23 protein-coding genes are annotated in these 23,279 nt (G+C 70.2%); 16 read left to right on the top strand and 7 right to left on the bottom strand.

Annotated elements, in window-relative coordinates; genetic code table 11:
* Positions 1–395 precede the first annotated feature (395 nt).
* The 9 genes from ACIGDI_RS31630 (at position 396) to ACIGDI_RS31590 (ending at position 10,972) form a co-directional block, all read left to right on the top strand.
* On the top strand, positions 396–1,187 hold the full coding sequence (locus ACIGDI_RS31630; protein WP_399903752.1) for an enhanced serine sensitivity protein SseB: 792 nt from the start codon (positions 396–398) through the stop codon (positions 1,185–1,187).
* A 134-nt stretch (positions 1,188–1,321) separates the two neighbouring features.
* Entirely contained in the window at positions 1,322–2,086 is a 765-nt protein-coding gene (locus ACIGDI_RS31625) for an enhanced serine sensitivity protein SseB C-terminal domain-containing protein (RefSeq protein WP_399903854.1), read from the top strand.
* Between the two features lie 339 nt (positions 2,087–2,425).
* Positions 2,426–3,433 (top strand): ABC transporter permease, encoded by a 1,008-nt coding sequence (locus tag ACIGDI_RS31620; protein WP_390626722.1) that lies wholly within the window; start codon positions 2,426–2,428, stop codon positions 3,431–3,433.
* A 68-nt stretch (positions 3,434–3,501) separates the two neighbouring features.
* Complete coding sequence (locus ACIGDI_RS31615) at positions 3,502–5,292, top strand: ABC transporter substrate-binding protein (protein ID WP_200703853.1); 1,791 nt, start codon at positions 3,502–3,504, stop codon at positions 5,290–5,292.
* 111 nt (positions 5,293–5,403) lie between these two features.
* Positions 5,404–6,402 carry an ABC transporter permease gene (locus ACIGDI_RS31610; protein ID WP_399903749.1) on the top strand — a complete coding sequence of 333 codons (999 nt, stop codon included), beginning with the start codon at positions 5,404–5,406 and terminating at the stop codon, positions 6,400–6,402.
* A complete protein-coding gene (locus ACIGDI_RS31605) occupies positions 6,399–7,496 on the top strand; it encodes an ABC transporter ATP-binding protein (protein ID WP_399903746.1) in 1,098 nt (365 codons plus the stop codon). The genes ACIGDI_RS31610 and ACIGDI_RS31605 overlap by 4 nt, the downstream gene beginning before the upstream one ends.
* 14 nt (positions 7,497–7,510) lie before the next feature.
* Positions 7,511–8,803 (top strand): ABC transporter ATP-binding protein, encoded by a 1,293-nt coding sequence (locus ACIGDI_RS31600; protein WP_399903743.1) that lies wholly within the window; start codon positions 7,511–7,513, stop codon positions 8,801–8,803.
* A 97-nt stretch (positions 8,804–8,900) separates the two neighbouring features.
* A complete protein-coding gene (locus ACIGDI_RS31595; protein WP_399903740.1) occupies positions 8,901–10,292 on the top strand; it encodes a M1 family metallopeptidase in 1,392 nt (463 codons plus the stop codon).
* Positions 10,293–10,315: 23 nt separating this feature from the next.
* Entirely contained in the window at positions 10,316–10,972 is a 657-nt protein-coding gene (locus ACIGDI_RS31590) for a trimeric intracellular cation channel family protein (RefSeq protein WP_200703858.1), read from the top strand.
* Here the strand turns inward: ACIGDI_RS31590 and ACIGDI_RS31585 are convergent.
* Positions 10,881–12,098: an alpha/beta hydrolase gene (locus tag ACIGDI_RS31585; RefSeq protein WP_399903736.1), complete on the bottom strand. Its 1,218-nt coding sequence runs from the start codon at positions 12,096–12,098 to the stop codon at positions 10,881–10,883. The genes ACIGDI_RS31590 and ACIGDI_RS31585 overlap by 92 nt on opposite strands.
* A 162-nt stretch (positions 12,099–12,260) precedes the next feature.
* On the opposite strand from ACIGDI_RS31585, the gene ACIGDI_RS31580 reads away from it, so the two are divergent.
* Positions 12,261–13,124, top strand: coding sequence for a thioesterase family protein (locus ACIGDI_RS31580; protein WP_399903733.1), 864 nt, complete (start codon positions 12,261–12,263; stop codon positions 13,122–13,124).
* Here the strand turns inward: ACIGDI_RS31580 and ACIGDI_RS31575 are convergent.
* Complete coding sequence (locus tag ACIGDI_RS31575) at positions 13,111–13,698, bottom strand: TIGR03086 family metal-binding protein (RefSeq protein WP_399903730.1); 588 nt, start codon at positions 13,696–13,698, stop codon at positions 13,111–13,113. The genes ACIGDI_RS31580 and ACIGDI_RS31575 overlap by 14 nt on opposite strands.
* 122 nt (positions 13,699–13,820) lie before the next feature.
* On the opposite strand from ACIGDI_RS31575, the gene ACIGDI_RS31570 reads away from it, so the two are divergent.
* Positions 13,821–14,798, top strand: a complete 978-nt coding sequence (locus tag ACIGDI_RS31570) for a helix-turn-helix transcriptional regulator (protein WP_399903727.1) — start codon at positions 13,821–13,823, stop codon at positions 14,796–14,798.
* A gap of 618 nt (positions 14,799–15,416) precedes the next feature.
* Here ACIGDI_RS31570 and ACIGDI_RS31565 read toward each other — a convergent pair.
* Positions 15,417–16,043, bottom strand: a complete 627-nt coding sequence (locus tag ACIGDI_RS31565) for a TetR family transcriptional regulator (RefSeq protein WP_399903724.1) — start codon at positions 16,041–16,043, stop codon at positions 15,417–15,419.
* 140 nt (positions 16,044–16,183) lie between these two features.
* On the opposite strand from ACIGDI_RS31565, the gene ACIGDI_RS31560 reads away from it, so the two are divergent.
* The 3 genes from ACIGDI_RS31560 (at position 16,184) to ACIGDI_RS31550 (ending at position 17,889) form a co-directional block, all read left to right on the top strand.
* The gene (locus ACIGDI_RS31560; protein WP_174267089.1) at positions 16,184–16,339 is read left to right on the top strand and encodes a hypothetical protein; all 156 of its coding nucleotides are present in this window, start codon (positions 16,184–16,186) and stop codon (positions 16,337–16,339) included.
* A 38-nt stretch (positions 16,340–16,377) separates the two neighbouring features.
* Positions 16,378–16,653, top strand: coding sequence for a DUF4190 domain-containing protein (locus tag ACIGDI_RS31555; protein WP_200703864.1), 276 nt, complete (start codon positions 16,378–16,380; stop codon positions 16,651–16,653).
* Positions 16,654–16,725: 72 nt separating this feature from the next.
* A complete protein-coding gene (locus ACIGDI_RS31550) occupies positions 16,726–17,889 on the top strand; it encodes a cysteine desulfurase family protein (RefSeq protein WP_399903721.1) in 1,164 nt (387 codons plus the stop codon).
* A gap of 14 nt (positions 17,890–17,903) precedes the next feature.
* Here the strand turns inward: ACIGDI_RS31550 and ACIGDI_RS31545 are convergent, their stop codons facing one another.
* Both ACIGDI_RS31545 and ACIGDI_RS31540 read right to left on the bottom strand, forming a co-directional pair.
* Complete coding sequence (locus ACIGDI_RS31545) at positions 17,904–19,463, bottom strand: multicopper oxidase family protein (RefSeq protein ID WP_399903718.1); 1,560 nt, start codon at positions 19,461–19,463, stop codon at positions 17,904–17,906.
* 204 nt (positions 19,464–19,667) lie between these two features.
* Complete coding sequence (locus ACIGDI_RS31540; protein ID WP_399903715.1) at positions 19,668–20,336, bottom strand: N-acetylmuramoyl-L-alanine amidase; 669 nt, start codon at positions 20,334–20,336, stop codon at positions 19,668–19,670.
* Between the two features lie 60 nt (positions 20,337–20,396).
* Between ACIGDI_RS31540 and mnmA the strand changes: the two genes are divergently transcribed.
* On the top strand, positions 20,397–21,533 hold the full coding sequence (gene mnmA, locus ACIGDI_RS31535) for a tRNA 2-thiouridine(34) synthase MnmA (RefSeq protein ID WP_399903712.1): 1,137 nt from the start codon (positions 20,397–20,399) through the stop codon (positions 21,531–21,533).
* A gap of 4 nt (positions 21,534–21,537) precedes the next feature.
* On the opposite strand, the gene ACIGDI_RS31530 is transcribed toward mnmA, so the two are convergent.
* Positions 21,538–22,311: an alpha/beta fold hydrolase gene (locus ACIGDI_RS31530; RefSeq protein ID WP_399903709.1), complete on the bottom strand. Its 774-nt coding sequence runs from the start codon at positions 22,309–22,311 to the stop codon at positions 21,538–21,540.
* Positions 22,312–22,358: 47 nt separating this feature from the next.
* A complete protein-coding gene (locus ACIGDI_RS31525) occupies positions 22,359–22,682 on the bottom strand; it encodes a DUF427 domain-containing protein (protein WP_399903706.1) in 324 nt (107 codons plus the stop codon).
* A gap of 52 nt (positions 22,683–22,734) precedes the next feature.
* On the opposite strand from ACIGDI_RS31525, the gene ACIGDI_RS31520 reads away from it, so the two are divergent.
* Positions 22,735–23,274, top strand: a complete 540-nt coding sequence (locus ACIGDI_RS31520) for a TIGR00730 family Rossman fold protein (RefSeq protein ID WP_384814800.1) — start codon at positions 22,735–22,737, stop codon at positions 23,272–23,274.
* Positions 23,275–23,279: the final 5 nt, after the last annotated feature.

The raw sequence follows: 23,279 nt of genomic DNA, 5'->3' as shown, positions 1-23,279 counted from the left end.
AGGCCCGCGCCACCGGGCGTGAGTCGGCCCGTGCTCGCAGGGGGCGGCTGTCGCCTCAGCGTCGGCCTCGGCCCCGGCGCTCGTGCCCGGCTCGCACCCCGCCCCCGCCCCACCGGTGGTCCCGCCGCAAGGCTCGCCCGGCTGCGCGTAGCGGCGTGCCGTCGAGCGCGAGTCGGCCCGTGTGCAGAGGGGGCCGCTGTCGGCTCAGCGACGGCCGCGGCCCAGACGCTCGCACCCGCTCGCACCCTGCCGCGAGGCTCGCCCCGTCGCGTGCGTCGTGGCACGCCCGCGCCACCGGGCAGAAGTCGCCCCGTGCTCGAGCAGGGCCCCGTGTCGGTCGTACCCGCTAGCCTTGCCAGCCTCAGCAGTGGTTCTCAGCAGGCGGTCGTAGACAGATGGACTTCCCAGCGGATCTCCCCGCGGACTTTCCCACGCAGGCGCACCCCCATCCGCACGGCGGTTGGCCCGGCAACGAGCTGGAGGAGGTGTTGTCGGCCTCCCTCGGCGTGCCCTCCGCCGGCGGCCGGATCATCGAGGTGCTGGGCCGCAGCTACCTGTGGATCCCGCTGCCCAACGGCGGCGCGGAGACCGGCCCCGTCGACCTGCCCACGGTGGAGCTGGAGGGCCAGGCCTTCGTCCCGGTCTTCAGCTCCGAGGAACAGTTCCGGCAGGTCGTCGGCAGCCACATGGCGTACACGATCGCCCCGGCCGTCGACTTCGCCCGCGGCCTGCCCCCGCAGGTGGGCCTGATCGTCAACCCCGACGGCGTGGTCGGCATCCCCCTGCCGCCCGCCGCGGTCGCCGAGCTGTGCCGCGTGGGCCGCACGCCCCTCGACGGCCCCGCCGCCGGCGGCCGGGTCAAGCTCTACGAACCGGACTGGCAGGACGACCCGATCGACTTCCTGGCCGCGGCCTCGGCGGAGTTCGCGGAGACGGGCGTGGTCGTCACGGCCCGCCGCTGCCTCGCTGCCGTGGAGACGGCCGACCCGGTGATGTTCGTCGGCGTGGAACTCTCCCAGTGGGAGGGCGACCTCAGGGCCCTCCCGCTGCAGGCCCTGGAGAGAGCGGTGACCCGGATCCCCACCCAGTGGCCGGTGAACCTGGTCCTCCTGGACGTCACCGACGACCCGGTCGCGGTGTGGATGAGGGACCAGGTGCGGCCTTTCTACACGAGGGACCACCTCTAGACCGCGCGGCGGCGACGCCCTACGCACCACGGGTCCGGAGCCACCGGGCGCTTAAGCTGTCACTCAATGCGGGGCAACTTCTCGAAGGGGCGGTACGACAGGTGAGCGCGAGCCTCAGCGGCAGCGTCGAGCACATGCTGCGCCAGGTGACGCCCGGGCGCTACGACGCCTACGAGGCACTCCTCCGCGCCCTCGCGACCCCCGGCTCGGGTCAGATCTGGATGCTCCTGTGGCACGGCCAGGCCGGCTCGCCGGACGCCCAGTACGGGAACATGGAGGTCGACGGCTACGGCTACGCCCCCTGCGTCACCTCGGCCCAGGAACTGAGCGCCAGCGGCTGGAACAGGTCGTACGAGGTGGTGGACGGCCTCGACGTGGCCCGCACCCTCTACCCCGACCACTTCGGCCTCTGGCTCAACCCGCACGCCCCCGGCGGCGGCGTCGGCATCCCGTGGCTGGACCTGCGCCGGGTCGCCACCGGCCTGGAGCGCCAGCCGGCCGGGCCGCTCCGGCTGTCGGAGCCCGCCATCGAGATCCCGCAGTTCTACGCCCTCCTCGCGCAGAACGCCCACCGCACCCCCGCCGTACGCTCTCTGCGCCGCGCGTGGGTGCAGCCGGCGCTCGGCGCGCCGTACCTCGCCATCGGCCTGGACGTGTACGACACCAGCCCCGGCGCCGTCGACTCCGTCCGCGCGATGATGCAGCAGTCCGTCGGCGCCGTACCCGACGGGCTGCCGGTGTCGACCGTGGCGATGTCCGACGACTACGACCCGGTCGCGCTGTGGATGCGCGCCAGTGCCCGCCCCTTCTACGACCGCGAGGCCCACGCCCCCGCGGCCGCCCCCGCCCAGGCGCCCGCGGCGGGCTACGGCTACCCCCCGGTGCGGGGCGGGTACTGAGTGTCCGCTTGGAGCGACACGGACTGAGACGCGCGGCTTTGGTTCAGACCGGAGAAGACGTTCTTCGCGCGTAGATACAGCCGACTGATCCACTTGTAAACCAAATGTCCGAAAAAATTCCCGTCCGGCCCCCGTTACCCACTGTCCGGATAACGGAACCCACCAGCCCGCATCACGTTTACGCATCCATTCACCGCCAAGTCTGGCAACAGATCGCCAAAGCGTTGAAGACTCCCGCTCCAGGGGACTTCGTCCCCGTGTACGACGGCTGATCACGCCGCCACAGCGGCAAGTGCGGGCCGGCCACCGCCGGTTGAATCGAAGAGGGGTCCCTGCCAGATGACGGCACCATTGCACGAGCCGACTGCGGAAGCGGCCCCGAGCGCGGCCGAGGAAGCAGCGGTTGCCACAGCCGGCGCCAAGGCCGTACAGGGTCGTTCCCTGGGCCGGATCGCCTGGGAGCGCCTGAAGCGGGACAAGCTCGCCCTGTCGGGCGGCGTCGTCGTGCTCCTCCTCATCCTGGTCGCGCTCTTCGCCCCCCTGATCGCCCACGCGTACGGTCAGGACCCCGACGCCTACCACGAGAGCCTGATCGACCCCCTGTTCAGCACGCCCAAGGGGTCCCTCGGCGGCATCAGCGGGGAGCACTGGCTCGGTGTCGAGCCGGTCAACGGCCGCGACATCTTCGCCCGGGTCCTCTACGGCGCCCGGATCTCGCTCCTCGTCGGCTTCCTGTCCGCGATCGTCGCCGTCGTACTCGGCACGATCCTGGGCATCCTGGCCGGCTTCTTCGGCGGCTGGGTCGACTCGGTCATCAGCCGTGTCATGGACGGCCTGCTGGCCTTCCCGCAGCTGCTGTTCATCATCGCGCTGGTCTCCGTCATGCCCAACGAGATGCTGGGGCTGACCGGCTCCAGCGTCCGTGTGTTCGTGATGATCCTGGTCATCGGCTTCTTCGGCTGGCCCTACATCGGGCGAGTGGTGCGCGGCCAGACGCTCTCGATGCGTGAGCGGGAGTACGTCGAGGCGGCACGGTCCCTGGGAGCCGGGCGGTTCTACATCCTGTTCAAGGAACTGCTGCCCAACCTCGTCGCACCGATCATCGTCTACACGACGATGATGATCCCGACCAACATCCTCACCGAGGCGGCACTCAGCTTCCTGGGTGTGGGCGTCAAGCCGCCCACGTCCTCGTGGGGACAGATGCTGTCGACCGCGATCGACTACTACGACTCGGACCCGATGTACATGATCGTCCCGGGCGTAGCGATCTTCATCACCGTTCTGGCCTTCAACCTCTTCGGTGACGGCGTGCGGGACGCGCTGGACCCGAAGGGTTCCCGCTGACCGCCCCACCGCAAGCGTCCCGTGGCACCAGCACGGGGTCTCTCATCAAATCCGGAGGATCCGAGATCGTGACTACCCAACGCACCTCAGGGCGGCGCAAGCAGGCGTTGGCCGCTGCTGCCGCGGTCGCCGGGCTGCTGACCTTGGCAGCGTGCGGCGGCGGCAACGACAAGGGGGGCTCGTCGTCCGGCGCAGCCGGCTTCGACGCCGCGAACAACAAGGTCGCCCAGGCCTCGCAGGTCAAGAAGGGCGGCACCCTGAAGTTCGTCAGCACCCAGGACGCCGACTTCTGGGACACCACGCGCGGCTACTACGGCTTCATGTGGGACTTCGCGCGCTACTACAGCCGTCAGCTGCTCACCTACAAGACCCAGCCGGGCGCCGAGGGTGCGAAGCTCACCCCGGACCTCGCCACCGACATGGGTCAGGTCTCCTCCGACGGCAAGACCTACACCTTCCACCTGCGTGACGGCGTCACGTGGGAGGACGGCAAGGCCATCACCTCGCAGGACATCAAGTACGGCATCGAGCGCGTCTGGGCGCAGGACGTGCTGTCCGGCGGTCCGATCTACCTCCAGCAGATGCTCGACCCGAACAACACCTACAAGGGTCCCTACAAGGACACCTCGAAGGACAAGCTCGGTCTGAAGGCGATCTCCACGCCCGACGCCAAGACGATCGTCTTCCACCTGCCCAAGGCGAACTCGGACTTCCCCGAGGTCCTCGCCATGGTCACGGCGTCCCCGATCCGCCAGGACAAGGACACCAAGGCCAAGTACACGCTGCACCCCTTCTCCTCCGGCCCGTACAAGTTCCAGTCGTACAGCCCGGGCAAGGGTCTGGTCCTGGTCCGCAACACCAACTGGAAGGCGTCCTCGGACCCCGTCCGCAAGGCGTACCCGGACAAGATCACGCTGGACATCTCGTCCAACCAGAACGACTCCGACCAGCGTCTGATCAACGGCGACTACGACATCGACGCCAGCCAGACGGGCCTCGGCCCGCAGGCGCGCCAGATCGCCCTGAAGCAGCACAAGGGCAACCTGGACAACCCGGTCTCCGGCTTCATCCGCTACGCGGTCTTCCCGCAGACGGTCAAGCCGTTCGACAACATCCACTGCCGCAAGGCCGTGATCTACGCCGCCGACCACGTGTCGATCCAGACCGCGCGCGGTGGCCCGGTCGCCGGTGGTGACATCGGCACCAACATGCTCCCGCCGTCGGTCGCCGGCTCCGAGGGTCAGAAGTACGACCCGTACGGCATCTCCGGTGCCAACAAGAACGGCAACGCCGACCTGGCCAAGAAGGAGCTGAAGGCCTGCGGCAAGCCGAACGGCTTCAGCACCACCATCGCCGTCCGCAACAACAAGGCGCAGGAGGTGGCCACGGCCACGTCCCTGCAGGCGTCGCTGAAGAAGGTCGGCATCAACGCCGACATCTACCAGTACGACGGTTCGCAGAGCTCCGGCATCATCGGCGCCCCGGCGAACGTGGCGAAGAAGAAGCTCGGCATCATCATCATGGGTTGGGGTCCCGACTTCCCGACCGTCCAGGGTTACGGCATCCCGCTGTGGAGCAGCCACTACATCCTGCAGAGCGGCAACAACAACTTCGCCATGATCAAGGACAAGACGATCGACGGCCTGTTCGACCAGTACATCGGTACGCAGGACGAGGCGAAGAAGACCCAGATCGCCACGGACATCAACCACAAGGTGAGCGAGGGCGCGTACTACCTGCCCTTCACCTTCGAGCGCCTGCTGAACTTCCGCTCCTCGCGGATCGGCAACGTCTACACGTCGAACGCCTTCAGCGGCTACTACGACTTCGTCAACATCGGTCTGAAGTCCACGAAGTAAACCCGGCACACCCGCCGAACGGCACGAAAGGCAGGTGAAGGCCGGCGCGGCGGGACCGTGGGCCACCGGAAGACCTCCGGCGGCCCGCGGTCCTGCGGCGGGCCGTTAGCTGTGCTCGCTTACCTCATCAGGCGGCTCTTCGCCGCCGCAGTGATGCTGGTGGTCATCATCCTGGTGGTCTTCTGCATCTTCTTCCTCGTCCCCAAGTGGGCGGGCGTGGACATCGCCTCAAGTTTCGTGGGCAAGCAGGCCGACCCGGCGTCGGTGGCAGCGGTGCGCGAGAAGCTGGGACTGAGCGACCCGATCTTCGTTCAGGTCTGGCACTTCTTCAAGGGCATCTTCGTCGGCCGCACCTACTCGGCCGGCGGCGACGTCACGCACTGCGCCGCCCCCTGCTTCGGCTACTCCTTCCGTACCGAGCAGGACGTCTGGCCCGTGCTCACCGACCGCTTCCCGGTGACCCTGGGTCTGGCGCTCGGTGCCGCCGTGCTGTGGCTGGTCTTCGGTGTCGCGGCCGGTGTGCTCTCCGCGCTCAAGCGGGGCAGCCTGTGGGACCGCGGCGCGATGGTCATCGCGCTCGGCGGTGTGTCCCTCCCGATCTACTTCACCGGTCTGCTGTCGCTGGCGATCTTCAGCTACGGCCTCGGCTGGATCGACGGCAAGTACGTGCCCATCACCGACAGCTTCACCGGCTGGCTGGGCGGCATGATCCTGCCGTGGGTCACCCTCGCGTTCCTGTACGCGGCGATGTACGCCCGGATCACCCGCGCGACCATGCTGGAGGTCCTCGGCGAGGACTACATCCGCACGGCGCGCGCGAAGGGCCTCAAGGAGCAGGTCGTCATCAGCAAGCACGCCATGCGCTCGACGATGACGCCCATCCTGACCATGCTCGGCATGGACCTCGGCGCCCTCATCGGCGGCGCGATCCTGACCGAGACGACGTTCAGCCTGCCCGGCCTCGGCCAGGCCGTGCTCAACGCCATCAAGACCCAGGACCTGCCCATCATCCTGGGCGTCACCCTGATCACTTCTCTCGCGGTGCTGATCGCCAACCTCGTGGTGGACGTCCTGTACGCCGTGATCGACCCCCGAGTGAGGCTCGCATGACGGAACTGAGCAAGAGCGGAGCTGCCGTGGGCGAGCCCACGAGCACCTCGCCCGCCCCGACGTCCTTCCTGGAAGTGCGCGACCTGAAGGTGCACTTCCCGACCGACGACGGCCTGGTGAAGTCCGTCGACGGGCTCTCCTTCACGCTGGAGAAGGGCAAGACCCTCGGCATCGTGGGCGAGTCCGGCTCCGGCAAGTCGGTGACCTCGCTCGGCATCATGGGCCTGCACACCGCCGGCCAGTACGGCAAGCGCAAGGCGCAGATCTCCGGCGAGATCTGGCTGGACGGCACCGAGCTGCTGTCCGCCGACCCGGACGAGGTGCGCAAGCTGCGCGGCCGCGAGATGGCGATGATCTTCCAGGATCCGCTGTCGGCCCTGCACCCGTACTACACGATCGGCCAGCAGATCGTGGAGGCGTACCGGATCCACCACAACGTCGACAAGAAGACCGCGAAGAGGCGCGCGGTCGAGATGCTCGACCGGGTGGGCATCCCGCAGCCGGACAAGCGGGTGGACAACTACCCGCACGAGTTCTCCGGCGGTATGCGCCAGCGTGCGATGATCGCGATGTCGCTGGTGAACAACCCCGAGCTGCTCATCGCGGACGAGCCGACGACCGCCCTGGACGTGACCGTCCAGGCGCAGATCCTGGACCTGATCCGGGACCTGCAGAAGGAGTTCGGCTCGGCGGTCATCATCATCACCCACGACCTGGGCGTCGTCGCCGAGCTCGCCGACGACATCCTGGTGATGTACGGCGGCCGCTGCGTGGAGCGGGGTCCGGCGGAGAAGGTGTTCTACGAGCCCCGCCACCCCTACACCTGGGGCCTGCTCGGCTCGATGCCGCGCCTGGACCGCGAGCAGCAGGAGCGGTTGATCCCGGTCAAGGGCTCCCCGCCCTCGCTGATCAACATCCCGTCCGGCTGCGCCTTCAACCCGCGCTGCCCCTACGCGGACATCCCCAAGGACAACGTCACCCGCACGGTCCGCCCCGAGCTGACCGAGGTCGGCAGCCAGCACTGGGCTGCCTGCCATCTGACGCAGGAGCAGCGGGAGCGTATCTGGATCGAAGAGATTGCGCCGAAGCTGTGAGCGAGGACAAAGCTGTGACCACTCCCGCGAAGAGCGAAGGCACGGCGGCCGTCAAGGACGGGGGCGCGCCGGGCGAGACGCTGCTGAAGGTGACCGGGCTCCAGAAGCACTTCCCGATCAAGAAGGGCCTGCTGCAGCGGCAGGTCGGCGCCGTGCGCGCGGTCGACGGCATCGACTTCGAGGTCCGCTCCGGCGAGACCCTCGGCGTCGTGGGCGAGTCGGGCTGCGGCAAGTCGACGATGGGCCGGCTGATCACCCGGCTGCTCGAACCGACCGCCGGCACCATCGAGTTCGAGGGCAAGGACATCACGCACCTCGGCGTGGGCGGTATGCGCCCGATGCGCCGCGACGTGCAGATGATCTTCCAGGACCCGTACTCCTCGCTGAACCCGCGCCACACCATCGGAACGATCGTCGGGGCCCCTTTCCGGCTCCAGGGCGTCGAGCCGGAGGGCGGGGTCAAGAAGGAGGTGCAGCGGCTGCTGTCGGTGGTCGGTCTCAACCCCGAGCACTACAACCGCTACCCGCACGAGTTCTCCGGCGGTCAGCGCCAGCGCATCGGCATCGCCCGCGCGCTCGCCCTGAAGCCGAAGCTGGTCGTGGCGGACGAGCCGGTCTCCGCGCTGGACGTGTCGATCCAGGCCCAGGTCGTGAACCTCATGGACGACCTCCAGGAGGAACTGGGCCTGACGTACGTGATCATCGCGCACGACCTCTCGGTCGTCCGGCACGTCTCGGACCGGATCGCGGTGATGTACCTCGGCAAGATCGTCGAGCTGGCGGACCGGGACTCGCTGTACCGGGCGCCGATGCACCCGTACACCAAGGCCCTGATGTCGGCGGTGCCGATCCCGGACCCGCGGCGCCGGAGCGCCAAGAGCGAGCGCATCCTGCTCAAGGGCGACGTGCCCTCGCCGATCTCCCCGCCGAGCGGCTGCCGCTTCCACACCCGGTGCTGGAAGGCGACGGAGATCTGCCGGACCACCGAGCCGAAGCTCGTCGAGCTCAAGCCCGGCCAGCAGGTCGCCTGCCACCACCCGGAGAACTTCGCGGACCAGGCCCCGCAGGACACCGTCCTGCTGACCGCGGCCAAGGAGGCGGCCGAACTGGTCGCCGACGAGGTCCTCGCGGAGTCGGCGGAGACGTCGGCGGCGGTGGCGGCGGAGGTCGCGGAGCAGGCCGAGCAGGCCGGGCCCGCCAAGGCCGAGCCCACGGAGCCCGCCGAGCCGGCGGAGCCCGCCGGGTCTGCCGAGTCCGCGAAGTCCGGTGCCGACGCGGCCGAGAGCCAGGAGTCAACCGACAAGTAACGCATGACAAGTTGGCAAAGTCATGCACATGACCGAACGGGAGAGTCAAGAGTCGTCCGTGTCCGACTTATCGGCACACGCTCGAAAGGGACGGCTCATGAAACTCTCCCGTTCGGCACGTTTAGGGGCCCTCGCTACCGCGGCGGCCTCTTTCCTTGTCGTCGCCGCGTCCTCCGCCCCCACCCCGGGCGCCCCAGGCATCGGCGACTCCTACTTCCCGCTGCTCGGCAACGGCGGCTTCGACGCCCGGCACTACGCCCTCGACGTGGCGTACAACCCGGACACCGACCGCCTCGACGGCCGTACGACCCTCACCGCCCGCGCCACCCGGAATCTCTCGTCCTTCGACCTCGACCTGCAGAAGCTGCAGGTCACCCGGGTCGAAGTGAACGGCAGACGCGCCGACTTCACCCGTGACGGCGACGAACTGCGCATCACGCCCAAGGGAGTTCTGCGCAAGGGCCGCGACTTCCGGGTCGCCGTCACCTACGGCGGTGTCCCCGAGGCCCTGAACGGCCCCATCGTCTTCGGCTCCGACTACGGCTGGATGAAGACCCCCGACGGTGTCTTCGTCGCCTGCGAACCCAACGCCGCCTCCACCTGGTTCCCCTCCAGCGACCACCCCGCCGACAAGGCCACCTACGACATCCGCATCAAGGCCCCCAAGGGCCTGACCGGCGTCTCCAACGGCCGGCTGGTCTCGACGTACGACAAGGGCGACTCGACGTACACGCACTGGCGCGAGAGCAGGCCCATGGCGACCTATCTCGCGACCGCGACGATCGGCAAGTTCGACGTGAGGACCGGCCGGACCCCGTCCGGCACACCGATCTACGTCGCCATCGACCCGGTCCTGGCGAACAGCAACAACGTCGACGTGTACGCCGTCACGGCCGCCGCCACCGACTACTGGTCGCAGGTCTTCGGCCCCTACCCCTTCGAGGAGACCGGCGCGATCGTCGACGACATGCCCGAGGCCGGGTTCTCCCTGGAGGTGCAGAGCAAGCCCGCGTACTCGGCCGTGCGCAACGAGACGACCATCGTGCACGAGCTGGCCCACCAGTGGTTCGGCGACTCGGTGTCGGTGGAGCGCTGGAAGGACATCTGGCTCAACGAGGGCTTCGCCACCTACGCCCAGTGGCTGTGGGCCGAGCACCAGGGCACCCGCAGCGCCCACGACTCCTTCCTGGCCGCCTACAACGCCCGCCCCGCCGACAACCCGTTCTGGCAGATCACCGTCGCCGACCCGCAGCGCGACACCATGTTCGCCTCCGCGGTCTACCAGCGCGGCGCGATGACCCTGCAGGCGCTGCGCGAGCGCATCGGCGACAAGGCGTTCTTCGAGCTGCTGCCCACCTGGACGCGCATCCACCGCTACGGCAACGCCAACACCGCCGAGTTCATCCGCCTCGCCGAACGGATCTCCGGCCAGAAGCTGGACGACCTGTTCCAGAAGTGGCTCTACACGACGGGCAAGCCCGCCCTGTAAAAACCCCTGCGTAAGAATGTGGGGTGCTTCAGCAACTGTTCAGCCCCTCCGTCCAGCACACGCTCGATCTCATCGGCATCTTCGTGTTCGCCATCTCCGGCGCGCTGCTGGCCGTCCGCAAGAACTTCGACGTCTTCGGCATCGCCGTCCTCGCCGAGGTCACCGCGCTGGGCGGAGGGCTGTTCCGGGACCTGGTCATCGGCGCCGTACCGCCGGCCGCCTTCACCGATCTCGGTTACTTCCTCACCCCGCTGCTCGCCGCGCTCCTGGTCGTCTTCCTGCACCCGCAGGTGGAGCGCATCCAGTTCGCGGTGAACGTCTTCGACGCGGCCGGCCTCGGCCTGTTCTGCGTCGCCGGCACGACGAAGGCGTACGAGTACGGACTGAACCTCACCTCGTCGGCCACCCTCGGCCTCGCCACCGCCGTCGGCGGCGGTGTGCTGCGCGACGTCCTCGCCAACGAGGTGCCGTCCCTGCTGCGCTGGGACCGCGACCTCTACGCGGTCCCGGCGATCGTCGGCGCCACCATGGTCGTGCTGTGCATCCGCTACGACGCCCTCTCCCCGTTCACCAGCGGCCTCGCGGTCGTCACCGCCTTCGTCCTGCGCCTGCTCGCGATGAAGTACCACTGGCGAGCGCCGCGCGCGTGGAACCGCCGCTCGACGGTGCGAGAGGAGTAGTGCCGCGCGCCCGGTGCTGGCCCATCTGCACCGACAGCCAGCGGAACGCCGGGACCACCTGCGGCCGCCACAGCGCCATGTTGTGGCCGCCCGCGCTCCTCGGGATGAAGATCACGTGGACCGTCGTGGGGGCCTTCGCGGTCTGTTCCAGGGCGACTCCCGCCTCGTAGCCGTCGCGCGGCTGGCCGGAGATGTACAGCGCGATACGGGGCGGTGTGAGCGCCTTCTTCAGCAGCAGATAGGGGTTGTTCGCCGCCCGGATCCGCAGGTTCTGCGCGGCGAGCGAGTTGCGTTCGCCGATCGGGTCGTTGTAGCCGGACATGCTGACGGCGGCCATGTAGCGGTCCGGGTGGGCGACGGCCAGCTTCACCGCGCAGTGCGCGCCCGCCGAGTACCCGGCGACCGCCCAGCCCCTGGGGGCGGGCTGCGCCCGGAAGTTGTCCGTGATCATCTTCGGTACGTCGATGCTCAGCCAGCTGTCGGCGTTGACGGTGCCGGGGATGTTGGCGCAGCCCGTGTCGACGCCGGCCAGCAGGTTGGTGCGGGGGGCGACCAGGATGAACGGCGAGACCTCGCCGCTTCGCATCAGCGGGGCCAGCTGCGCGCTCGCGTGCAGCGAGCCGAACCAGGCCTTCGCGGACCCGGGGTAGCCGGGCAGCAGCTCGACGACGGGGAACTTGTGGTGGGCGTACTTCGGCTCGCCGTACTGGGGCGGCAGCCAGACGTAGACCTCGGCGTTGACGCCGGAGACGCGGCCCTTGAGCTGGGTCTCGCGCACTCCGCGCATGCCCGGGCCGGTGGCCGCGGTGAAGTTCTGCCGCACCTTGGGCAACCGTTTCAGCGCTATGCCGCCGGTGCCGTCGGCGCCGAGGTTGGCGGCCTGCTGCACATGGTTGCCGGTGCCGAGGAGGTCGGCCCAGTTGTCGTACAGGCTGTTGGCGTTGTTGACGAGGACGAAGACGAGCGCGACCGCGGTGCCCTGGGCGAACAGCACCATGAACATCCGGGCCACCGCGCGCAGGGCTCGGGGCCCGCGCACCCGCGACCACAGGACGAGCGGCAGTATCAGGGCGACCGCGAACAGCACGATCAGGGTGTAGAGGAACGGAGTCCCGGTGAGGCTCATGTCCCCATAGAGGGCCGGGAACGGGCCCGGGTTGAGGACGAGTGCGGACACTTACCAAGAAATTGCCGGTATCTCACCCAGGAGACGGCGTCGGGCGCATGCGTCACACCGTCGTCATACTCAAAGCTACCGCTTAGTAATTTCCTGTTGTACGGTTCATCCATGCCAGAAGCAGCCTCCGCCGCGGCCCCGACGCGGGCCACGATCGGCGACAGCGAGTTCGACCGCGACACCGCGCTCACCGCGCGCGCCCCCGGCGTCTACGACATCGACCTCTCCGCCGGCTGGACCATCATCAACGCCGTCAACGGCGGCTACCTGCTGGCGGTCCTGGGCCGCGCCCTCGCGGACACGCTGCCGCACTCGGACCCCTTCACCATCTCGGCGCACTACCTCACCGCGTCCCAGCCGGGCCCGGCGGTCGTGCGCACGGAGACGGTCCGCACCGGCCGCACCCTCTCCACCGGCCAGGCCTCCCTCCTGCAGTACGACGAGGAGGGCCGCGAGGTGGAACGCATCCGCGTGCTGGCCTCCTACGGTGACCTGGACGCCCTCCCCGACGACGTGCGGACGACCGCCGCGCCGCCCGCCATCCCGCCGCTGCAGGAGTGCTTCGGCCCCCAGGACGGCCCCTCGCCGGTCCCCGGCAGCTCGGCCATCACCGACCGCCTGATGATCAAGCTGGACCCCGCCACCCTCGGCTGGGCGCTCGGCGCCCCCTCCGGCAGGGGCGAGATGCGGGCCTGGTTCGGCCTCGCCGACGGCCGCGATGCCGACCCGCTCTCCCTCCTGCTCGCGGTGGACGCGCTCCCGCCCACCGCCTTCGAGATCGGCCTGAAGGGCTGGGTCCCCACGGTCGAACTGACGGTCCACGTCCGCTCCCGTCCGGCCCCCGGCCCACTGCGCGTCTCCATCACCACCCGCAACCTCGCCGGCGGCTTCCTGGAGGAGGACGCCGAGGTCTGGGACAGCTCCGACCGCCTGGTCGCCCAGTCCCGCCAGCTCGCCCGCGTCAGGCTCGGCTGAGCGGCTTCCGCCCCAGCCACGCCGCCAGTTCCCCGTAGGTGTCGGCACCTGCGGGGGTCGGTACGGCCGACGCGAAGGGGGTGTCCGCGTCCCGCTCGGGCTCGGACAGCACCCGGCGGGCCGTGGCGAGGGCGAACTCGGCCAGTTCCGGGTCGAGCCCGAGGGGGTGGCCGAGGGACTCGGAGAGGTCCCAGGTGTGGGTCACCAGCTCCATCACGTAGCCCGACAGGGCCGCCCGGCCCGGGACCTCGCCCCAGGGCACCCGCACCGGCGCCTCCATGCGGGCATCGCTCTCCCAGGCCTTGATCACCCGCGTGCGGACCTCCTCGTACGCCGTCGTCCAGTCCTCGTCCGCGACACCCTCGGCGAAGGGGTGCACGGCCATGCCGTCGCCGCCCTCGCCGACGACCGCGATGCGCAGGCTGCCGCCGACCATGTGGGACAGAAGCGTGCGGACGTCGTACTCCACGCAGGGGGTGGGACCGTCGAGCTGCTCGGGCCGGACGGTCCGGATCAGCGCGGCCACCTGCTCGGTGGCACGGGCGTACAGGGGGCGGGGGTCGATGGCGTTCATGTGCTGCCTCTCTCTGGTGGGCCGGCCCGAAGCCGGTGGGCCGACAACCGAAGAGTCCACGGATAACCTGACAGTTTCCGTCAACATTTGCCGACGGGTTCGCGGGACTGGATCCTGGTGCCGTGAAAGCCGACCGCCTGCTGTCGATCCTGCTGCTCCTGCAGACCCGTGGCCGTGTCCCCGCGCACGAACTGGCCGAGCGGCTGGAGGTGTCGGTGCGCACCATCTACCGGGACGTCGAGGCCCTGTCCGCCTCCGGTGTCCCCGTCTACGCCGAGCGCGGGCGGCACGGCGGTATCGAGCTGCTCGCCGGCTTCCGTACGGACGTCACGGGGCTGACCGCCGACGAGTCCCGCGCCCTGTTCGTCCTGGCCGCCCAGGGCGCGCACGCGGCCCTCGGCCTGGACGCCGCCCTCGGTTCCGCGCTGCGCAAGGTGATGGCCGCGCTGCCGGCGCCGCACCGCCCGGCCGCCGAGGTGGCCAGCCGCCGCATCCTCGTCGACGCCACACGTTGGAAGGGCGGCCCGCAGAAGGCCGTCGACCTCGACGTGCTGCAGGACGCCGTGTTCGCCGACCGGCGCCTGAGGCTGCGCTACCGGCACAGCGGGGAGCAGGAGCCGCGGACGTACACCGTGGACCCGTACGGCCTCGTGTCGAAGGCCGGCGTCTGGTACCTGGTCGCCGACCGGCGGACCGAGCCGCGGCTGTTCCGGGCCGACCGGGTGCGGTCGGCGACAGTCCTGGACGATCCCGTGCGGCGCCGGCCCGGCGTCGAACTCGCCGACGTCTGGGAGGTGTTGCGCCGCCAGGTCGAGGAGCGCCCGGGCGGCCTCGACGTCACCGTCCGGGTCCGGCGCGACCGTCTCGACATGTTCCTGCGCCTGAACGCCCCGCAGCTCGCGCGGCTCCCGGACACCGACGGCGAGGGCGAGTGGGTGACCGTCGGGCTGTCGTACGGGGTGGTGGGCGAGGCGCGGCAGCTGCTGCCGTTCGCCGACAGCGTGGAGGTCCTCACGCCGCCCGAGGTGCGCGCGGAACTGGCCGCGGCGTCCGCCTCTGTCACGGCCCTGTACCAGCGGGCTGGGGACACCGATTCGTGAAGTCGCAGGCCGGCGCGGTTGGTTGACGTCCGCTTTACCTGAATCACAGGCCGGCGACAGACCGCCCTCAAGGAAGCCCTAAGCGCCGTTGATTGAGTGCCCGCCTCAGGACTCCCTCATCCTCCTTGGAGTTGTTTCTCATGAAGCGTGTGCGTCTCGTTCCCGCGGTGGCGTTGCTGGCGCTTGCGCCTCTGGCTCTGGTGGCGTGCGGCTCGGGCGACTCCTCGTCGTCCTCGGACAGCGGCAACTCCGGTCAGCAGCAGACATGTTCGGCACCCACCGGGAACGCCTCGGGCAGGCCGAGCGGTGTCCCCTCGGGTGCCCCGACGGGCACGGCCAAGCCGACCAGCACTCCCACGGGCATGCCCAGCGGCGCACCCAGCGGTGCCCCCGGCGGGGGTCAGGGAGGCGGTCAGGGCGGTCCCGGCGGCGGCATGGGCGGCTGTGGCGGTCCGGGCGGCGGAGGCCAGGGCGGCGCCGCGCCGAGCGGTGCCCCCACCGGGCAGCCGACGGCGGCGGCCACCAAGAGCTGACCGGCGCAGCGGGCGTACGAAGGGGGCGGCACCCCCGGTGAACGGGGTGCCGCCCCCTTTCGTGTCGTCCGGGGCCCCGGCCCGTTCAGTCCAACCAGTGCTGCCGTCCGATGCTGATCAGCCGCATCTGCCGGGTCGCGACCTGCGTGATCCGCTCCCGGTCCTCCTCGGTGCCGTCCAGGGCCTCCAGGAAGAGCGAGGCGGTGATCAGCATCTGGTCCACGTACAGGTGGGCCAGCATCAGCAGGTCCTCGTCGCTCCAGCCCTCGGCGTCACGGTCCTTGGCGAGCTCGGCGCTCACCTCCTCGGCGAACCGGGCCAGTTGGTCCCGGATCGCCTCCCGCACCGACTGAACTCCGCCATGTCTTTCACGGGCGATAAAACGGACATGGGCTGGGTACGCGTCAACATGACCGGCAATCAACTCAATGGCGCGTGCGATGCGTTCGTCACTGTTGTCCGCCGCGGTCACCGTCGTGCGGATCATGGGATGAAGGCTGCCCAGGGCCTCCTCGACCAGGGCCACGCCCAGATCCGCAATGGAGCGGAAGTGCCGGTAGAAGGCGGTCGGTGCGACGCCGACGGCGCGGGTGACCTCGCGCAGGCCGAGGCTGCTCAGGCTCTGCCCCTCCAGCAGGCCGAGCGCGGCGTCGAGGAGCGCCTGCCGGGTCTTCAGTTTCTGGGCCTGCCGGATGCCGAGGGTGTGACTCATGTCATCCAGTTAACAACTGTTCTCTGGATTTGAAAAGCGGGGGAACACGCTAGACTCTAGAGTCAGTGAACAACTGTAACTACAACTGTTCACCGAAACGTAACGAGAGCGTCCCTCGGGACGTCGAAGGGGGAGATCCCATGCTGTTCCTGGTCGCCGCACTCATGCTCTTCGGCGCCGTGCTGGGCACCGTCGCCCACGCGCCGTTCACCTTCACCCTGGTCGCCGCCGCCCTGATCGCCGCCTGGCTCGGCATCTTCGCGCTCCGCGAGCGCCACGGCCGCCGCACCCACTGACCCCGCCGCCCCTACGTCCTGCCGGGAGCTGACCCGCCATGCAACTCACCGCCCCTGCCAACGGCACCACCTCCACCCCGACCCGCCGCGACGCCGACGGCATGGCCGTCGCGTCCTTCATCCTCGGCCTCGTCGGCCTGCTCGTCCTGAACGTCTTCCTGGGCCCGATCGCCATCGCTCTCGCCGGCGCGGCCCTGTGGCGCGGCACCAAGCGCCGCGGACGGGCCTTCCTCGGCCTGACCCTGGGCGTGGCCGACCTCGTGGTCCTGGCGGTCGCGATGGAGATGTCCAACACCGTCTCCTGGAGCCTGTGAGCCGCGGCGGGCACCTCCCGGGGAGCCTTGGCCCGAGACCGTCGACACCGGACCCGTAGAATCGGGCCCACCATGGCTTACCTCGACCACGCCGCCACGACCCCGATGCTCCCGGAGGCGGCGGAGGCACTGACCGCCCAGCTGAGCATCACCGGCAACGCGTCCTCACTGCACGCCTCAGGCCGGCAGGCCCGCCGCACGGTCGAGGAATCCCGCGAAACCCTCGCCGAAGCGCTCGGCGCCCGCCCGAGCGAGGTCGTCTTCACCTCCGGCGGCACCGAGGCCGACAACCTCGCGGTGAAGGGCCTGTACTGGTCACGCCGCGACGCGGACCCGGCCCGCACCCGTGTCCTCGCCAGCCCCGTCGAGCACCACGCGGTCCTCGACGCCGTGCACTGGCTCGGTGAACACGAGGGCGCCACCGTCGAGTACCTCCCCGTCGACTCCCACGGCCGAGTTCACCCCGACACCCTGCGCGAGGCCCTCGCCCGCAACCCCGAGGACGTCGCCCTGGCCACCGTGATGTGGGCCAACAACGAGATCGGCACGGTCCTGCCGGTCCGCGAACTCGCCGACGTGGCGAATGAGTTCGGCATCCCGCTGCACGCCGACGCCGTCCAGGCCTTCGGCCAGGTCCCCGTCGACTTCGCCGCCTCCGGCCTCGCCGCGATGACCGTCTCCGGCCACAAGATCGGCGGCCCGTACGGCATCGGCGCCCTGGTCCTGGGCCGCGAGTACACCCCCGTACCGGTCCTGCACGGCGGCGGCCAGGAGCGCCATGTCCGCTCCGGCACCCTCGACGTCCCGGCGATCGCCTCCTTCGCCGTCGCCGGCCGCCTCGCCGCCGAGCAGCGCGAGTGGTTCGCCACCGAGATCGGCGCCCTGCGCGACAGCCTGGTCGAGGCGGTGCGTACGGCGGTGCCGGACGCCATCTACGGCGGCGACCCGGTCGACCGGCTCCCCGCCAACGCCCACTTCACCTTCCCCGGCTGCGAGGGCGACTCCCTGCTGCTGCTCCTCGACGCCCAGGGCATCGAGTGCTCCACCGGCTCCGCGTGCACCGCCGGCGTCGCCCAGCCCAGCCACGTCCTGCTGGCCACCGGCGTCGCCCCGGACCTGGCCCGCGGCACCCTGCGCTTCTCCCTCGGCCACACCTCCACGGAGGCCGACGTGGAAGCGGTCGCCAAGGCGATCGGCCCGGCGGTCGAGCGTGCTCGAGCCGCCGGGCTGACCTAGCTCACCGCGGCGAGCTAACTGTCCGTCACCATCAGGGACGCCATCATGCCCTCGTCCTCGTGCTGCAGCAGATGGCAGTGGAGCATGTACATGTAGGTGTCGTCGGAGAAGTCCGTGAACTCCATGGCGATCTCGATGGAGCCGCCGCCGACCACCTCGTAGGTGTCGAACCAGCCGAGGTCCACGCCGGTCGGATCCTCGCCGTTGATGGAGATCAACTGGTAGGGCACGTCGTGGAGATGGAACGAGTGCTCCAGCTGGGTGTCGTTCTTGATCGTCCAGATCTCCTTGGCACCCAGCGTGGTGCTGATCATCGCCATGGACGACATGCTCGTCCCCGCCGACCCGTTGATCGTCATGGTCGTGCCGCTCTGGCCGAGCGTGATGGTCCGGGCGGTGAAGTCGCTGGTGTCGTACCGGTCGATGGTGTTGAGCGAGCTCGGCAGGTCGTCCGGGGTGTCGGTGCCGGACGCGGTGATCGCCAGCACGTCGTAGGTGCCGCTGCCGCCGCGCACCCAGCCGGTGGTGACGACGGCCTGGAGCGTGACCGCGTCCGACAGGTCCAGCACGAACTCCGCGCGGGCGCCGGCCACCAGCCGGATGCTGGTCACCTCGGTGGCCGCGGTGAGATAGCCCTGGTCGGTGGCGATCTGGTTCAGCGTGCCGCCGTCGCTGCGCTGGATGGTGATGATGTCCGACGGCGAGGCGTTCAGGCACCGGAAGCGGGTGCGGGTCTTCGTCGCCGTGAACGTCAGCGTGGTGTCGTCGACGTTCGTGCCGTTCAGCAGCAGCGGGAAGCTCAGACCGCTGCTCAGGTAGCCGGTGAGGTTGTACTTGAGGTCGCCGCTGCTGTCGGTGGCCAGGCTCTGGAAGATGAGCGGGATGTCGTCGGTGCCGTAGGTGCTGGGCAGGTCCGAGGACGCGGTGGAGTCGTCCTCCACGATGATCATGCCGGCCAGGCCGTGCACCGCCTGCTTGGCCGTGGTGCCCAGGGCGTGCGGGTGGTACCAGAGGGTCTTGGCGTCGTCCTTGACCGTGAACGTCGGGGACCAGGTCTTCCCGTCGGCGAAGGCGACCTGGGGGCCGCCGTCCATCTTGGCCGGGACGTGCGCGCCGTGGAAGTGGACGGTGGTGTCCTCGCCCAGGCTGTTGGTGATGTCGAGCAGGACCGTGTCGCCCTTGGTCCACTTCATCGTCGGGCCGAGGAAGGACTGGTTGTAGCCCATCGTGTCGCTGGTGACCCCGGAGAGGACCTCCGCGGTGCCGGTCTTCGCCTCCAGGGTGAAGGTGGTGGTGCCGTCGGAGGTGGTGCCCTCGAGGAGGTCCGGGACGGTGAGGGTGGCGGTGGCGGTCGCCGCGCTCGCCTTGTTCCTCCCCGCCTCGGTCAGCAGGGAGAAGGCGCCGCCCGCCCCCGCGACCGCGCCGAGTCCCACCCCGGCCATGCCGCCGAGGAACCTGCGCCGGTGCATGCCCTTGCCGCCGGAGGCCCGGCCGGCCTTGGTGTGCCTGGTCTTCTTCTCGCTCCTGCTGCCCGCGTCGCTCGTGCGGCGATCGGGCTCGGTGATGTCAGCCATGGCCCGGGATGTTTGACCCGAGGGCTGTGCGAGGACTGGGCCGAAGTTAGGAGCAGGCCGCACGCGCTGTGAACGCGCCGTGAGCGGGAGGTCACTCAACTCACCTGAGGAGACTGCCGAGTTGGGGTCCCGCAGGTCACCTCCGCCGGGCGGGACGCAACGGACACGCGGCGCACGCCCGCTACCCACAGCATCACGATTTCATCACTGCCTACGGGCCTGTTCGGCCCGCCGCACGAGACGTATGTACCGGTCCCAGTCCCAGTACGGCCCCGGGTCGGTGTGGTCCGTCCCCGGCACCTCCACGTGCCCGATGACGTGCTCCCGGTCGACGGGTATGCCGTACCGCCCGCAGATCCCCGCCGTCAGCCGCGCCGAGGCGGCGTACATCGCGTCCGTGAAGGAGGACCTCCGCTCCACGAAGCCCTCGTGCTCGATGCCGACGCTGCGTTCGTTGTACTGCCGGTTGCCCGCGTGGTACGCCACGTCCAGCTCGCGGATCATCTGGGTGATCCGCCCGTCCCGGCGGACGATGTAGTGGGCCGCGGCCTGGTGGGCGGGGTCCTGGAAGGCCTTCACCGCGCTCGCGTAACCGCCCTGCGTCACATGGACGACCACCCGGTCTATCGGGTAGTCGTCCGGCCGGTCCGCCCGCCGGAAGTTCCCCGGCGAGGCCCCGACCCACCGCGCGCCCCGGAAGTCCACCGCGCCCGCCACCCGCGGCTTCTCCACGCCCGGCAGCCGCCACCACAGGTGCGACAGCTCCTCGCGGGCCAGCGCCGCGGTGCCGACGGCGGCGGCCGCCCCGCCGACGATCAGCGCGCGCCGCCCCAGCCGCCTGTCGGCGTCCCCGGACCTCTTCTCCGCCCCCATGTGATCGTCAACGGATACTCGCGGGCCCCGGTTCCCGGACCCCCGTACCCTTGAAGGGCTATGACTGACATCCCGCAGCCCACCCGCCCCCTCCGCGTCCTCGCCGCCATGTCCGGCGGCGTGGACTCCGCCGTCGCCGCCGCCCGCGCGGCCGAGGCCGGCCACGACGTGACCGGCGTCCACCTGGCGCTCTCCGCGAACCCGCAGTCGTTCCGCACGGGCGCGCGTGGCTGCTGCACCATCGAGGACTCGCGCGACGCCCGCCGCGCCGCGGACGTCATCGGCATCCCGTTCTACGTCTGGGACCTCGCCGACCGCTTCCGCGAGGACGTCGTCGAGGACTTCGTCGCCGAGTACGAGGCCGGCCGCACCCCGAACCCCTGCCTGCGCTGCAACGAGAAGATCAAGTTCGCTGCCCTGCTGGACAAGGCGCTGGCCCTGGGCTTCGACGCGGTCTGCACCGGCCACTACGCCAGGATCGTCGAACTGCCGGACGGCTCCCGCGAACTGCACCGCGCCTCCGACATGGCCAAGGACCAGTCGTACGTCCTCGGCGTGCTCGACGAGAAGCAGCTCGCCCACGCGCTCTTCCCGCTGGGCGACACCGTGACGACCAAGGACGAGATCCGCGCCGAGGCCGAGCGCCGCGGCCTCGCGGTCGCCAAGAAGCCCGACTCGCACGACATCTGCTTCATCGCCGACGGCGACACCCAGGGCTTCCTCGCCAACCGGCTCGGCAGGGCCGAGGGCGACATCGTCGACGAGTCCGGCACCAAGGTCGGCACGCACGAGGGCGCGTACGGCTTCACCATCGGCCAGCGCAAGGGCCTGCGCATCGGCACCCCGGCCCCCGACGGCAAGCCCCGCTACGTCCTGGACATCTCGCCGGTGGACAACACGGTGACGGTCGGCCCGGCCGCCGCCCTGGACGTCACCGCCCTGACCGCCGTCCGGCCCCGCTGGTGCGGCACCGCCCCGACGGGCCCCGGCACCTACACCGCCCAGCTGCGCGCCCACGGCGGCGAGACCGAGGTCACCGCCGAACTCGTCGACGGCGAACTGCGGGTGACCTTCACCGAGCCGGTCCGCGGCGTCGCCCCCGGCCAGGCGGTCGTCCTCTACGACGACACGCGCGTGGTCGGCTCGGCGACGATCGCGACGACCACGCGCGCGAGGACGGCGACTTCGGTCGGCTGACCCCTCAGAGGAACTCGGCCAGCGCCGGCGCGAGAACGTTCGGGTCCACCATGTGGGTCTGGCCCTCCAGCACCCGGTACGTCCCCTGGGGTGCGGAATCGGCCACCGCCCGGGCGGCCTCGCGCATCCAGGCGGGGCTCGCGCCGCCCGCCAGCGAGAGCACCGGCACCCCGATGTCCGCCAGCCGGGCCTCGGGCACCAGGCCGTCGCCCAGCACGGCGTCGTCGTACGCGAGGGTCGGCGCGATCGCCTCCATGCCGGCCCACATGGGGGAGTTCCGGGCGCCCTGGATCATCTCCTCGGCCAGCCCGGTCAGCCGGAGGAACAGCTCCACGGCGTCACCGCGCCGGCCCGCGCCGAGCGCCTCGGTGAGGTTCCGGGTGTACTCGGCGCGCTCCTTCGCACCACCCTCGTAGACGGCGTACGGCACCTCGTACACGGCGACGTTCCGCACCGGCAGCCCGCTCGCCGCCGCCTCCAGCACCAGCGCGCCGCCCGAGGAGATGCCGTACAGCGACGCCTCGCCGCCCACCGCGTCGATCAGCGCCGCGAGGTCCTCGACCTCCCGGGCGACCTCGTAGGGCTGCGTGTCGCCGCTCTGCCCGCGCCCGCGGCGGTCGTAGCAGACGGCGGTGAAGCGCTTCGCGAGGAGCCCGGCGAGCGGGGCCACGGTGGCGCCCGTCGACATCGCCCCGCTCACGAGGACGACCGCCGGGCCCTCACCGGCCCGCTGGTACGCGAGGGAGGTGCCGTCGCGCGAAATGGTGTTGTTGTCCATGTCTGTGGAGACTGCCCCACCGCGGCGAAATAATCTCCCTCAGACGCTCACGACACCTCGACTTCGTAGAAGCAGAGGTGGTCCTTGATCCGCGCGACCGCCGGCTTGGGATCGGGGTAGAACCACACCAGATCCGGCGCGTCCGGCAGCGACCAGTAGGACGCGGTGCCCTTGAACGGGCAGTAGGTGTGGGTCTCGGAGGGCTTCAGCAGGTCCATTCGTACGTCCTCGGCGGGGATGTAGTACCGCACCGGACAGCCCGTCTCCCTGAGCACCAGGGGCCGTTCGCTCTCCGCCAGTACCTGATCGCCGTGCACCACGCGCACGTGCCGGTCGCCTTGCTCGATGGTGATCGTGTGTCCTTGGGCCATGAAGGGACAAGCGTTCGCGGGCCCCCGGTTCTTCCCGCGTACCGTGACCCGCATGCGTATCTGCGTCTTCCTCTCCGCCGCCGACCTCGACGACCGCTACACCGGACCCGCGCGCGAGTTCGCGGAACTGCTGGGCAAGGGCGGCCACACGCTCGTCTGGGGCGGCTCGGACGTCGGCCTGATGAAAGTGGTCGCCGACGGCGTGCACGCCGCGGGAGGGCGGCTGTGCGGGGTCTCCGTGGACTTCCTCGCGGCCAAGGCGCGGCAGGGCGCCGACGAGATGGTGATCGCCCGCGACCTCGCCGAGCGCAAGCGGCTGCTGCTGGAGAAGTCCGACGCGGTGGTGATCATGGTCGGCGGTACGGGCACCCTCGACGAGGCCACCGAGATCCTGGAGCTGAAGAAGCACGGCCACACCGACAAGCCGGTGGTGCTGCTGAACACCGCGGGCTTCTACGACGGCCTCAAGGAGCAGTTCCGCCGCATGGACGACGAGGGCTTCCTGCCGCGCCCGCTGACCGACCTGGTGTTCTTCGCGGAGGAGCCGGTGGGGGCGCTGGCGTACCTGGAGGAGAGCCAGGGCATCGAGTAGCCGCC

It is taken from the genome of Streptomyces sp. NPDC085900 (genome assembly GCF_044540925.1).
GTDB classification, from domain to species: Bacteria; Actinomycetota; Actinomycetes; order Streptomycetales; family Streptomycetaceae; genus Streptomyces; species Streptomyces gilvifuscus.
This window is presented reverse-complemented; position numbering and strand designations above follow the sequence as displayed.

Excerpts from the sequence above, each read along its gene's own strand:
- ACIGDI_RS31630 (WP_399903752.1), top strand. The coding sequence starts at position 396 with ATGGACTTCCCAGCGGATCTCCCCGCGGACTTTCCCACGCAGGCGCAC.
- ACIGDI_RS31605 (WP_399903746.1), top strand. The coding sequence starts at position 6,399 with ATGACGGAACTGAGCAAGAGCGGAGCTGCCGTGGGCGAGCCCACGAGC.
- ACIGDI_RS31545 (WP_399903718.1), bottom strand. The coding sequence starts at position 19,463 with ATGGCTGACATCACCGAGCCCGATCGCCGCACGAGCGACGCGGGCAGC.
- ACIGDI_RS31525 (WP_399903706.1), bottom strand. The coding sequence starts at position 22,682 with ATGGCCCAAGGACACACGATCACCATCGAGCAAGGCGACCGGCACGTG.
- ACIGDI_RS31540 (WP_399903715.1), bottom strand. The coding sequence starts at position 20,336 with ATGGGGGCGGAGAAGAGGTCCGGGGACGCCGACAGGCGGCTGGGGCGG.
- ACIGDI_RS31585 (WP_399903736.1), bottom strand. The coding sequence starts at position 12,098 with ATGAGCCTCACCGGGACTCCGTTCCTCTACACCCTGATCGTGCTGTTC.
- ACIGDI_RS31575 (WP_399903730.1), bottom strand. The coding sequence starts at position 13,698 with ATGAACGCCATCGACCCCCGCCCCCTGTACGCCCGTGCCACCGAGCAG.
- ACIGDI_RS31520 (WP_384814800.1), top strand. The coding sequence starts at position 22,735 with ATGCGTATCTGCGTCTTCCTCTCCGCCGCCGACCTCGACGACCGCTAC.
- ACIGDI_RS31620 (WP_390626722.1), top strand. The coding sequence starts at position 2,426 with ATGACGGCACCATTGCACGAGCCGACTGCGGAAGCGGCCCCGAGCGCG.
- ACIGDI_RS31625 (WP_399903854.1), top strand. The coding sequence starts at position 1,322 with ATGCTGCGCCAGGTGACGCCCGGGCGCTACGACGCCTACGAGGCACTC.
- ACIGDI_RS31550 (WP_399903721.1), top strand. The coding sequence starts at position 16,726 with ATGGCTTACCTCGACCACGCCGCCACGACCCCGATGCTCCCGGAGGCG.
- ACIGDI_RS31595 (WP_399903740.1), top strand. The coding sequence starts at position 8,901 with ATGAAACTCTCCCGTTCGGCACGTTTAGGGGCCCTCGCTACCGCGGCG.
- mnmA (WP_399903712.1), top strand. The coding sequence starts at position 20,397 with ATGACTGACATCCCGCAGCCCACCCGCCCCCTCCGCGTCCTCGCCGCC.
- ACIGDI_RS31580 (WP_399903733.1), top strand. The coding sequence starts at position 12,261 with ATGCCAGAAGCAGCCTCCGCCGCGGCCCCGACGCGGGCCACGATCGGC.
- ACIGDI_RS31560 (WP_174267089.1), top strand. The coding sequence starts at position 16,184 with ATGCTGTTCCTGGTCGCCGCACTCATGCTCTTCGGCGCCGTGCTGGGC.
- ACIGDI_RS31530 (WP_399903709.1), bottom strand. The coding sequence starts at position 22,311 with ATGGACAACAACACCATTTCGCGCGACGGCACCTCCCTCGCGTACCAG.
- ACIGDI_RS31565 (WP_399903724.1), bottom strand. The coding sequence starts at position 16,043 with ATGAGTCACACCCTCGGCATCCGGCAGGCCCAGAAACTGAAGACCCGG.
- ACIGDI_RS31555 (WP_200703864.1), top strand. The coding sequence starts at position 16,378 with ATGCAACTCACCGCCCCTGCCAACGGCACCACCTCCACCCCGACCCGC.